This window comes from Brevundimonas sp. UBA7507 (genome assembly GCF_002478355.1).
In the GTDB taxonomy this organism is placed as follows: domain Bacteria; phylum Pseudomonadota; class Alphaproteobacteria; order Caulobacterales; family Caulobacteraceae; genus Brevundimonas; species Brevundimonas diminuta_D.
In genome coordinates, this window is record NZ_DLNP01000004.1 from 402 (window position 1) to 12586 (window position 12185).

General features: G+C 66.0%; 9 protein-coding genes. 6 read left to right on the top strand and 3 right to left on the bottom strand.

What is annotated here, in order from left to right:
- The 4 genes from B3D50_RS02330 to B3D50_RS02345 all read left to right on the top strand — a co-directional run.
- The coding region (locus B3D50_RS02330; RefSeq protein WP_286949239.1) for a cbb3-type cytochrome c oxidase subunit I at positions 1-1740 on the top strand (1740 nt) is incomplete at its 5' end.
- On the top strand, positions 1737-2033 hold the full coding sequence (locus B3D50_RS02335) for a hypothetical protein (RefSeq protein WP_003164275.1): 297 nt from the start codon (positions 1737-1739) through the stop codon (positions 2031-2033). The genes B3D50_RS02330 and B3D50_RS02335, both read left to right, overlap by 4 nt.
- Positions 2034-2087: 54 nt before the next feature.
- On the top strand, positions 2088-3329 hold the full coding sequence (locus B3D50_RS02340; protein ID WP_286949241.1) for a putative DNA modification/repair radical SAM protein: 1242 nt from the start codon (positions 2088-2090) through the stop codon (positions 3327-3329).
- Complete coding sequence (locus tag B3D50_RS02345) at positions 3329-4771, top strand: UdgX family uracil-DNA binding protein (RefSeq protein ID WP_286949242.1); 1443 nt, start codon at positions 3329-3331, stop codon at positions 4769-4771. Before B3D50_RS02340 ends, B3D50_RS02345 begins: the two co-directional genes overlap by 1 nt.
- A 138-nt stretch (positions 4772-4909) precedes the next feature.
- Here B3D50_RS02345 and B3D50_RS02350 read toward each other — a convergent pair whose 3' ends face one another.
- Complete coding sequence (locus tag B3D50_RS02350) at positions 4910-5287, bottom strand: MerC domain-containing protein (RefSeq protein WP_286949243.1); 378 nt, start codon at positions 5285-5287, stop codon at positions 4910-4912.
- A gap of 673 nt (positions 5288-5960) precedes the next feature.
- Between B3D50_RS02350 and B3D50_RS02355 the strand changes: the two genes are divergently transcribed.
- Entirely contained in the window at positions 5961-8897 is a 2937-nt protein-coding gene (locus B3D50_RS02355; protein WP_286949244.1) for a TonB-dependent receptor domain-containing protein, read from the top strand.
- Between the two features lie 190 nt (positions 8898-9087).
- The gene (locus B3D50_RS02360) at positions 9088-10332 is read left to right on the top strand and encodes a metal-dependent hydrolase family protein (protein ID WP_003164536.1); all 1245 of its coding nucleotides are present in this window, start codon (positions 9088-9090) and stop codon (positions 10330-10332) included.
- Between the two features lie 79 nt (positions 10333-10411).
- On the opposite strand, the gene B3D50_RS02365 is transcribed toward B3D50_RS02360, so the two are convergent.
- Positions 10412-11743: an ammonium transporter gene (locus B3D50_RS02365; protein ID WP_286949245.1), complete on the bottom strand. Its 1332-nt coding sequence runs from the start codon at positions 11741-11743 to the stop codon at positions 10412-10414.
- A 38-nt stretch (positions 11744-11781) separates the two neighbouring features.
- A partial coding sequence (locus tag B3D50_RS02370; protein ID WP_286949246.1) for a hypothetical protein occupies positions 11782-12185 on the bottom strand: 404 nt, incomplete at its 5' end.

The following is a 12185-nucleotide window of genomic DNA, read 5'->3' on the forward strand; positions in this document are numbered from 1 at the left end:
TTCTGGTTCTTCGGCCACCCGGAGGTCTACATCATCTTCCTGCCGGCGGCCGGGGCCATGTCGACCATCATCCCCGCCATGGCGCGGACCAAGCTGGTCGGCCATCCCCTGGTGGTCATGGCCATGCTGGCGACCGGCTTCATCAGCTTCGGCGTGTGGGCGCACCACATGTTCACCACCGGCATGCCGCAGATCAGCATCAACTACTTCAGCGCCGCCTCCATGGCGGTCAGCGTGCCTGCGGGCGTGCAGGTCTTCGCCTGGATCGCCACCATAGCGGCCGGAAAGATGCGCTTCACTACGCCCGGCCTGTTCGCCGTGGGCGGCCTGGTCATCTTCGTCATGGGCGGGCTGACCGGGGTCATGGTCGCCATGGTGCCCTTCGACTGGCAGGCCCACGACAGCTACTTCATCGTCGCCCACCTGCACTACGTCCTGATCGGCGGCATGGTCTTTCCCATGTTCGCCGCCATCTACTACTGGCTGCCCATGTCCAGCGTCCGGCCTCTGAGCGAACGCATGGGCAGATGGATCTTCTGGCTGATGTTCGCCGGGCATAACATCGCTTTCATGCCGATGCATCTGACGGGGCTGATGGGGATGCCGCGTCGGGTCTACACCTATCTGCCGGGGCGGGGCTGGGATCTACCCAACTTCATCTCCACCGTCGGGGCCTTCCTGTTCGGCCTGGCGGTCCTGCTGTGGGTCGTCGACATGATCCGCAACTTCCGCCCCTTCGGCCCGCGCGAGGCGGGCAATATTCACGACGGCCCCGGTCTGGAATGGCTGCCCAGCGGCTATTATTCCGTGCGCTCCGTCCCCGTGGTGAAGAGCCTCTATCCGCTTTGGGAACAGAAGAGCTTGGCGAAGGAGGTGGAGGAGGGGCGCTGGTTCCTGCCCGGCGCGGCGGGAGGCGAGCGCCAGACGCTGGTCACCAGCCCTCTGAACGCTGAGCCGCAGTATGTCTTGCGCCTCCCGCGTCCGTCACCCTGGCACGTGTTCGGCGCCCTCTTTACGGCAGGCTTCTTCCTGATCCTGACCATCCAGGCCTATGTCGCCGCCGTGGTCAGCGGCGTGCTGGCGATCTACTGCATCATGCGCTGGTGCTGGTTTCTGGATGCGCCGCATACCCGCAAGACGACCGACATCGGAGCGGGCGTTCGTGTACCCAACTATGTCTCCGGTCCGGCCAGCCACGGCTGGTGGGCCATGGTGATCGTGCTGATCGTCGGCGGCATGGTCTGCCTGCTGGCCGGCTTTTCCTACATCTTCCTGTGGAGCCGGCGGCCGGATCTGTGGCAGGCGCCGCCGGAGACGGCGTCGATGATGCTGCATCTGGGCGGTCTGGCCTTAGGAGGGCTGTGCGCCGCAGCGGCGCCGCGCGTTCTGCGCCGGACCGGGAAGGGAGCGGAGACGCTCGCTACGGTTCTTCTGGTCATCAGCGCCATCGGCGCCGCGACGGCGATAGGGCTTGAGCTCCAAGCCTGGTGGTCCGCGGGGCTCAAGCCTGACGCCACCAGCCAGGGCGCCGCCGTCTTCGCCCTGCTCGGCTGGTCGGCGACGTTCGCCGGGATCGGGATGTTAATGGGACTCTACATCCTGCTGCGACGGGTGTTCAGGCGGGTGTCGGCCGAGCGGCCGTCGACAGTAGACCTGATCGGCCTCTTCATGACCTATACGGCGGCCCAGGCGGCGATCGTAGTGTTGCTGATCCGACTGTTTCCGGGCTCTAGCGCATGAGGCGTTGGTTGGCCATGACGGCGGGGCTGTTGATCTGGGCCGCGCATTTTCTGGGGCTTTACCTGCTGGCCAGCGCCGCAGACGTGTGGTCCTCGACCGAGGCGGTCGCCGGTCGCTGGATCGGGTTGGGTTTCAGCCTTCTATGTCTGACGCTGATCGCCGTCGCGGCCTTCGCCATGGCGCGGCGCCCGGCGCCGGAAGGGCCGGCTCTTTGGGAGCGGCGTGTCGCTTTAACAGGCGCTTTGGTCGCAGCCGTCGGCGTGACCTGGCAGACTGCACCGCTGGCGTTCTGAGAAATCGCTCCAGCCAAGCTGGATCATTCCATGAGTGGAACATATCATGAACAAATGGCGCAGATTGATTTGAGACGAAAGCTGGCGGTGCTGGCGGATGCGGCGAAGTATGACGCTTCATGCGCCTCATCGGGTTCGACCAAGAGAGATTCCCTGGGCGGTCGAGGCATAGGCTCGACCGAGGGCATGGGCATCTGTCACGCCTATACGCCGGACGGCCGGTGCGTCAGCCTGCTGAAAATCCTGCTGACCAACTTCTGCATCTATGACTGCGCCTATTGCATCAACCGGGTGTCGTCGAACGTCGAGCGGGCGCGTTTCACGGTGCAGGAGGTCGTGGACCTGACCCTGGCCTTCTACAAGCGCAACTATATCGAGGGCTTGTTCCTGTCGTCGGGGGTGATCCGCAACGGCGACTACACCATGGAGCAACTGGTGGAGGTCGCGCGGCGACTGCGCGAAGATCACGACTTTCGCGGCTACATCCATTTGAAGCTGATCCCCGAGGCGGACGCGCGGCTGGTTGAGCTGGCGGGCCTCTATGCCGATCGCTTGTCCGCCAACATCGAACTGCCCCGCGACGAGGCCCTGGGCCGACTGGCGCCTGAAAAGGACGCGCGGACAATCCGCAAGGCCATGGGGCAGGTGCGGCTGAAGCTGGAAGCGGCCCGGCCCGAAAAGAGGGACCGAAAACGCCCGCCCGCCTTCGCCCCAGCGGGGCAGTCGACCCAATTAATCGTCGGCGCCGACGGGGCGCCGGACACGGAGATCATGGCGCGCAGCGCCGCCTTGTATGGCGGTTACGGCCTGCGTCGGGTCTACTATTCCGCCTTCAGTCCTATCCCCGACGGCTCCAGCCTGTTGCCGCAGACCAAGCCGCCGCTGATGCGCGAACACCGGCTTTATCAGGCCGATTGGCTGATGCGTTTTTACGGCTTCACCGCGCCTGAGATCGGGGAGGGGACGGACGATGGAATGCTGGATCTGGCCGTCGATCCCAAACTGGCCTGGGCCTTGCGTCGGCGCGAGGCCTTTCCCGTCGACGTGAACCGTGCAGCGCGTGAGGCGCTGCTGCGGGTGCCGGGACTGGGTGTGAAGGCGGTCGACCGCATCCTGTCTGTGCGGCGGCATCGGACCTTGCGGTTGGAGGACGTGAGCCGGCTGACGCGCTCCATCGAGGCGGTGCGGCCGTGGATCACGGCGCTGGATTGGACGCCCGGCGGCCTGACCGATGCGGCGGACCTGCGTGCGCGCCTAGCCCCCCAACGCAAGGCCGAACAGTTGAGCCTGTTCTGATGCGGACCCTTGTCCTGGTCGATCCGCTTGATTTCGACGGCTGGCGCGAGGCGGCCCGGCGTTTGCGGTTGGCGGGCGTCGAGCCGGCACAGGCGCGGTTCGTCGTGGGCCGTTCGCGCGGCGACCTGTTCGACGAGACGGCGGCTCTTCCCCAAGTCGAGGGTGCATTCAACGCCCCGCGCGCTTTCATGGAGACGGCGGCGCAGTTGATCCAGCATCGCTCCGAGGATCGTTTTGATCTGATGTATCGCCTGCTGTGGCGCTTGAAGGATCAGCCTGACCTGCTGAACGTCCTGTCTGATCGGGATGTGGCCGAGGCGGCTGATCGGGTGAAGACGGTGCGCCGCGCCGCCCACAAGATGAAGGCCTTCGTCCGCTTCCGACAGGCTGAGGATGAGGCAGGCGAACACTGGGTCGCCTGGTTCGAGCCGGCGCATCGCGTGTTGCAGGCGACCGCGCCTTTCTTCGTCCGTCGGTTCAGCGCCATGCGATGGTCGATCCTGACGCCGGACGGCTCAGCTCATTGGCACGGCGAGACCTTGACCTACGGCCCTGCCGCCGAACAGACGCAGGCCCCGGCCGAGGATGTCGTGGAGGAATTCTGGCGCACCTATTACGCCTCGACCTTCAATCCCGCACGGCTGCGGCTTCAGGCGATGCGGTCGGAAATGCCCAAGCGCTACTGGAAGAACCTGCCCGAGGCGGCGCTCATACCGGAACTGACCGCCGCTGCGTCGGTTCGCACTGAAGCCATGGTGACTCAGTCCGCACCGAAACCCAATGAGCGTTTCCAGCGTGTCCGCGCGCGCGCCGTCGATCGCGCGCCGACCGACGATCTGGTTCCCGGCGATCTCGATGAGCTGGCGCGGGGCGTTCAGGGTTGCCGCCGCTGTCCTTTGTGGTGCGACGCCACCCAGGGCGTCTGCGGCGAGGGCCCCAAGCGTGCGGCTCTGATGGTGGTAGGCGAGCAGCCGGGCGATCAGGAGGATCTGGCCGGACGGCCCTTCGTTGGTCCCGCTGGACGTCTTCTGGACGCGGCGTTTGAAGAGGCGGGCCTGCATCGACGTGACATCTACCTGACTAATGCGGTCAAGCACTTCAAGCACGAACCGCGCGGCAAGCGCCGACTGCACAGAACGCCAAGCGCGGGCGAGGTTCAGGCCTGCCGTTGGTGGTTGGATCATGAACGACGTCTGGTGAAGCCCCGGCTGATCCTGGCGCTGGGCGCAACGGCGGGTCTGGCGGTGCTTGGCCGGAAACCTGCCGTGCAGGTCGAGCGGGGCCGGATCATCACGGCGGATGACGGCGCGCGCGTGCTGCTGACGGTTCATCCAGCCTATCTCCTGCGCCTGCCAGACCCGGCTGCGAGGGAGAGCGAACGCGCTCGGTTTTTGGCGGACCTTGAGTTGGCTGCGAGTGAGATCCGGAGCCCGACGCATTAGTGGCGCGGCAAGGGATAAGAGAAATCGCTCAAAGCCGCGCGGGCGCCGGAGAGCCTTCGGCCTGAAGGACACCAGCGAAGAGAGTGGGGTGCGTCGGCTGTTCGGCTGTGCGACAGCGTTCAATCGTCTCGCGGGTTATCAATGGGCGTGGGATCGGCGTCGCCAATTCATCAGGTGAGCGGCGCTCAGCATCAGGCCGCCGGTGATGGTGATCGGCGTCTCTGTCTCATGCGTCGGCCATTCGGCGGCGGCCAGGAAAAGAAAGGCGACGCCGACGGCGCCAAGGCCGATCAGGGGCCAGGCGCGACGGCCGTCTGGCGCAGGGCGTGTCAGCGTCCAGCCGGCGATGGGCGCGGCGGTCAGGGCGAAGGCCCAATGCGCCCAGGGAACTTCGGCGAACAACCCCAGGACCGGGAGCAGTCCCGCCATCAGGGGCAGAGCCAGGCAATGGATCATGCAGAGTCCGGACAGACCGATGGCGGCGGCGTCTCCCCAGGTTTGGGCGCGGCTGGTCATGGGGCGGTCCTTTCGAGAAAGACGGCTGCGGCGTCGCGATGACGCCGCAACTCGACGGGAGGAAAAGAAGGGCGGTCAGTCGTGGCTGGCCGAGATCAGGGCGAGATTTCCGCACCACGCTTTTCGTGAAGAACTATCTTTTATGTTATAATATAACATTTATCAAGCGGGCGCGGGCGGAGATCATGGGTCTCTTGCAGCGTCGGGCATGGTCTGAGGTATGCGCGCTCGGCGAAACGCGCCTCTCGGCCGTGCTGGGCGATTATGGCCCGGTCTCTTGGGCTGGCGCTCGCTTGGGCGCCGTCGACAAGGAATCGACGACTGGAACGAAACGTGATGAGCCGCGCCGATCCTGGCGTCTCAATCGCCCCCTGGAATTGAGTTCTCCCTCAAAGCGTCATCACATCCGCCTTGAAGTGGGTAAAGATTTTGCAATCCGCCCCTAAATTCGAAAATGATTTCGAATTTTAAATATCAATGCGGGCCGTGTGGAGAAATTTTCCGCTTAAAATAAAGTGGCGAAAAGGGGGCCTGTAGGGGATCGGCCGGCGCTGAGGGGCGCTGGTGAAACGTCAGCAATAGAGGGGATTTCATGTTTTGTAGTGGTTCTCGGGGCCGTGGCCCCGCGATGTATCGCGTCCTGTTGGCCGGAGGGTGCGCGTCAGTCGCCCTGATGAGCGCGGCGAACGCCGCCGTGGCTCAGGAAGCGTCCGAAGATCCGGGCGCCGCCGTCGAAGTCAGTGAAATCGTCGTCACGGGGTCGCGCATCGCCCGCCGCGACTACGCTTCCAACAGCCCGCTGGTCTCCGTCACCACCGAGGCCATCGAGAACACCGGGCAGGTCACGGTTGAAAAGGCCCTGACCCAGATGCCCCAGTTCTCGGGCGCCATGGGGCAGAGCACGGCCGGGTCGTCCTCCACCTCTCTGAACGGCGGCCAGGCCTACGCCAGCCTGCGCGGCCTGGGCTCCAAGCGCACCTTGTTGCTGCTGGACGGCAAACGTCTGCAGCCGTCCAACCCGGACGGTTCGGTCGATCTGAACATCATCCCCGAAGCCCTGATCGGCAATGTCGAGGTCATCACCGGCGGCGCTTCGACCGCCTATGGTTCAGACGCCACTGCGGGCGTGGTCAACTTCATCCTGAAGCGCAACTTCAGCGGGGTTACGGTCGCGTCCCAGTACGGCGTCAGCGACTACGGCGACGGCGAGACCTTCCGCACGTCGATCACGGCCGGCGACGCCTTCGCCGAGGGCCGCGGCCGGGCGGTGATCTCGCTCGACTACTCCATGCGCGACGTGGCCTATCAGTCCAAGCGCGACTACTATTTCGTGCGCAACCGCCAGTCCAACACGGCCATCATCTCCCAGGGGGCGGCCTGGTTCGGCAGCAACCGTCCGACGCTGAGCGCCGTGAACGACGTCTTCGTGGGGCAGTACGGCGTCAATCCCGTGCTGGGCGCGGGTGACTTCTATAACGGCCAGATCGGCTTCAACACCGGCGACCAGACCCTGTTCAACCTGGGCGGCGCCTCACCCGTGATGAACCTGAAGGATCCCGAGACCGACAACCACTTCCTGAACGCCGCAGGCACCAACATGCTGTGGGGCTGGAACCGCGGGCGCATCCAGAACGAGAACGAACGCTATTCGCTGTTCAGCCGCGTCGATTATCAGATCACGCCCGAGATCGACTTCTTCCTGCAAGGTTCGCTGACCAGTTATGAATCTGAGGGCACCTTCAACCCGACGCTGGCGGGCCTGGCCTATGCCCTGTCGGCGCCGGTGACCAACCCCTACATCGGGGCCGACTTCGCCCACATCCTGGCCTCGCGGCCGAACCCCACGGCGGATTTCGCCTTGTGGAAGGATCTGGATTTCGCGGGCGAGCGCCTGCAATCCTACGCCTACAACGTCTATCAGTTCATCGGCGGGCTGTCGGGCCAGGTGGGCTACAAGGACTGGACCTGGGAAGCCTACGCCAGCGCGTCCAAGGCTGATTTCGAGAATGTGCAGACCGGCGGCGTCAGCCGCTCGGCCATCACGCGCCTGCTCTACAGCCCCACCGGCGGGTCGGAATTCTGCGCCGGGGGCTTCAACCCCTTCGGCAACCATGATCCGTCGGCCGAGTGCGTGGACTATGTGCGCCGCAACACCACCAACACCAATGAGCTGACCCAGCGCATGGCCGAGGCCTCGATGCAGGGCGGCCTGTTCAATCTGCCCGCAGGCGAGGTGCGCTTCGCAGCCGGCCTGGGCTATCGCTACAACCACTTCGACTTCCGCCCCGACAGCGCCCTGGACCAGCCGGACGGCACCAGCGACATCCTGGGCTACAGCGAGTTGCGGGCCTCTTCCGGCGATGTGGATACGACCGAGGTCTTCGCCGAGTTCCTGGTCCCGCTGCTGCGCGACCTGCCGTTCGTCAAGTCGCTGGAGATGGACCTTGGCTATCGCTTTTCCGATTACAGCTCGGTCGGCGGCGTCCACGCCTATAAGGCGGACCTGAACTGGCAGGTGAACGACGTGGTGCGCCTGCGCGGCGGCTACAACCGCGCCGTCCGCGCGCCCAGCGTGGGCGAGCTGTATTCCCCCGTCTCTTCGGCGACGGTCGACATCGGCACCCCCTCCGCCAGCAACACCAATGGCGACCCTTGCGACTACCGCAGCTCGTTCCGCAACGGCCCCGACGCCGAAAAGGTCAAGGCGCTGTGCGTGTCCCTGGGCGTGCCTTCGGCCCTGATCAACGACTTCCAGTTCGGCGCCGCCCAGGTGTTCGCCCTGACCGGCGGTAACCCCGACCTGCAGGAGGAAACGGCCGACACCTATTCGTTCGGCACGGTGCTGCAGCCGACCTTCCAGTCGCCGTGGCTGAGCAACATCAGCGCCTCGATCGACTGGTATCAGATCAAGGTGGCCGCTGCGGTCGGCGTCCTGGGCGTCGGCAACGGCATCCGCTACTGCTTCAACGACGGGGGCAACAACCCGACGTTCGATCCCAACAACTACTACTGCACCTTGCAGGATCGCGGGACCAACGACGGCTATATGATCAACCCGCGTCAGCCTCTGCTGAACCTGGGCCAGTTCAACGTCACCGGGATCGACCTGCAGTTGGACTGGCGCCTGCACCTGGGCGATGTCGGCCTGCCGGACGAGGGGCAGCTCAGCGTCAGTTCGGCGATCAGCTATCTGAACAGCTTCGAGATCCAGGCCCTGCCGGGCGCGCCGACGTACGACTACGCCGGCACCTGGGGGACGGCGATCGAGGCCAACGCCGGGCAGGCGCATCCCGAGTGGAAGGCGTCGACCAGCGTCACCTATTCGCGTGATAGCTGGAACGTCGGCCTGCGCTGGCGCCACATGTCGGAGATGATCAACAGCGCCCGCGTGACCTCGCCGACCAGCACGGCGCGCGGGGTGGACGCCTATGACGTGTTCGACCTGAACGCCCGGGTGACGCTGCCTTACGACACGTCCTTGCGCTTCACCGTGACCAACCTGTTCAATGAAGCGCCGCCGCAGGTGGGGGACGTTCGCGGCACCTACGATCCGCAGAACTACGACACCATCGGCCGCTATTACACGGTCGCGGTCACCAAGACCTTCTAGAGCTCCGCAAGGAGATCTGAAGTCATAGCGGGGGGGCGACCGTCCCGCCGCACCTGATCCCGGCCTCGCGCCGGTAGTATTTCAAATGGGGCGGCGACCTATCGCCGCGTGGAGGAGGACAGTGCAGTTGTCATCTAAGAAATCATGGGTCGTCGGCCTTGCGGCCGCTCTTCTCGCTTCAACCCCGGCCGTGGCGCAACAGGCCGCCGCCGCTCCGACCGTCTCTTACATTCACGCCGGGCGCCTGCTGGCTGATCCGGCCACCGGCCGCGTGACCCAGAACCAGACCCTGGTGATCGAGAACGGCCGCGTGCGCGAGATCGTCAACGGCTTCGTCGGCCAGGGCGACGTGGTCGATCTGTCGGACAAGTTCGTGCTGCCGGGCCTGATCGACAGCCACGTCCACATCACCAACCAGCAGGGCGAGGGCAACCGCGTCGCTCGCTTCACCAACACCGCCGCCGACTCCGCCGTTCAGGGCGCAGCCTACGCCCTGGTGACGCTGCGCGCCGGCTTCACCACCGTCGCCGACTTGGGCGGCGCCAGCGACGCCGTCGTGGCCCTGCGCAACGGGATCGCGGCGGGCAAGATTCCCGGCCCGCGTCTGCTGGTCTCGGCCGGTACGGTGACGCCGCACGGCGGCCACGGCGACGCCAACGGCGTGAACAGCGCCCTGGTGCCCGTGTTGCGTCAGAACGGCGTCTGCTCGGGCGCTGACGACTGCCGCCGCTCGGTGCGCGAACGCGTGCGTGCGGGCGCCGACATCATCAAGATCACGGCCACGGGCGGCGTGCTGTCCGACACCGGCGCGGGCCTGAACCAGCAGTTCTCCAATGAGGAGCTGCAGGCCATCGTCGAGACCGCGCACTTCATGGGCCGCACGGTGACCGCCCACGCCCACGGCACGGACGGCATCAACAGCTTCCTGCGCGCCGGCGGCGACTCGATCGAGCACGGCACCTTCCTGGACGACGAATCCATCCGCATCTTCAAGGCCAACAACGGCTGGCTGGTGCCGACCTTGCTGGCCGGGGACTTTGTCGCTCGCGAAGCCGCCCGTCCCGAAACCTTCTTCACGCCGAACCAGCGCAAAAAATCGCTGGAAGCCGGTCCGCAGATGCTGGACATGGCGCGCCGCGCGCACCGCGCCGGCATCCAGATCGCCTTCGGCACGGACACCGGCGTGTCGCCGCATGGTGAAAACGCCAAGGAGTTCGCCCTGCTGGTTCAGGCGGGTCTGACGCCGCTGGAAGCCGTCCGCGCCGCCACCGTTGGCGCCGCCACTCACTTCCGCCTGCAAAACGAGATCGGTCGCCTGGCGCCCGGCTACGCTGCCGACGTGATCGCCGTCTCGGGCGATCCGCTGACCGACGTGACGACGCTGGAGCACGTCAAATACGTCATGAAGGGCGGCGTGACCTATCGGAACGACTGAGGTCGGCAGACGACGTCAATCGAGGGGGGGGGGGCGGCGAGAGCCGCCCCCTTTTTTGGGCCTGTCTTCAGGGCGCCGCCTAATGCAGGGCCTCGCCGTGCTGGCTGTAGTCGAGGCCCTCGATCTCGGCTTCCTTCTCGACACGCAGGCCGACCGTGTATTTGCAGATCATCAGCACGACGAAGGTGCCGAAGGCGCTCCAGACCATGGCGCCGCCCAGACCGACGGCCTGTTTCCACAGCGTGGCGCCTTCGGCCAGAGGATTGACGGCGGCGTTGGCGAAGACCCCGGTCAGCAGGGCGCCGGCGATGCCGGCGACGCCATGCACGCCGAAGGCGTCGAGGCTGTCGTCGTACTTGAGCCTGTGTTTCAGCCAGACCGCGCCGACATAGGCGATCGGGCCCGAGATGAGGCCGATCAGGAAGGCGCCCTTGGGGTCGACGAAGCCAGCGGCCGGGGTGATGGCGACCAGGCCCGCGACCACGCCGGTCAGCAGGCCCAGCAGGGTCGGCTTCTTCTTCAGCGTCCACTCCACCGCGATCCAGCCGACGGCGGCGGCCGCCGGGGCCAGCAGGGTGTTGAAGACGGCGACGGCGGCGATCTCATTGGCGCCTGCGGCCGAGCCGCCGTTGAAGCCCATCCAGCCGACGAACAGCAGGCCTGTGCCGATGGCGGTGAAGGCCAGGTTGTGCGGGGCCATGTTGTCGCGACCCCAGCCATGACGCGGGCCGAGCACGATGGCGCAGACCAGACCGGCCACGCCCGCGTTGACGTGGACCACGGCCCCGCCGGCGAAGTCGAGCACGCCCAACTCGCCCATCCAGCCCCCGCCCCAGACCTGATGGCAGATCGGCGCATAGACGATAAGGTGCCACAGGGTGAAGAAGAGGACGCTGGCCGAGAACTTGATGCGCTCGGCGAAGGCCCCCGCGATCAGGGCCGGGGTGATGATGGCGAAGGTCAGCTGATAGCTGATCCACAGGAACTCGGGCAGGCCGGGGGTCAGGGCGTGGGCGGTCTTCACGCCGACGCCGTTGAGGAACAGGGCCTGAAGCCCGCCGATGAAGCCGTCAGCCGGGCCGTCGCTGACGCCGAAGGACAGGGTGTAGCCGGCGACGAACCACAGGACGGTGACGATAGCCATGGCGGCCGTCGAATGGGCGATGGTGGCGATCAGGTTCTTTTTCCTGACCATGCCGCCGTAGAAGAGCGCCAGACCCGGCAGGGTCATCATCAGCACCAGGGCCGTCGAAGTCAGAATCCAGGCCGTGCCAGGACCGTCCAGCGCCAGCGGAACCTGATGCGCCAGAAGGGCGGGTGTGGGCGCTGCGGCTAGGGCGGGCGCGGCAAGCGTAACGGCGAAAAGGCCGCAACAGAATGCTGCGGCCTTGGAAATCGTCGGTGATGTCATGAGGGTCTCGGGGAGAAGACGCTGCGGAAGGGATGACGTCAGGCGGGTTGGGCCAGCCTGACGCCGGTGTTTGCGGCCTCGGCGGCGAGGACGGTCTTGGGCGCGATGCGGACGAAGCGCGGCGCGAACGCCGACCAGTCGCTGAGGATGCGTCGGGCCAGAGGCGAGGCAGTGGCGGCGGCGTGGGCCTCGATCAGGGCCTTCAGTCGGGCTTCCGCTTCGGTGTTGATGCGGCCGACCCCGGCCAGATCGCCGTTCAGGGCCTGGGCTGCGCGGCCGTCGCCGTCGAGCACGAACAACTCGCCGCCGCTCATGCCCGCCGCCAGGTTCCAGCCGACCGAACCTAGGACGACCACACGACCGCCGGTCATGTATTCGCAGCCGTGGGCGCCCAGACCCTCGACCACGGCCTCGGCGCCGGAGTTGCGGACGGCGAAGCGTT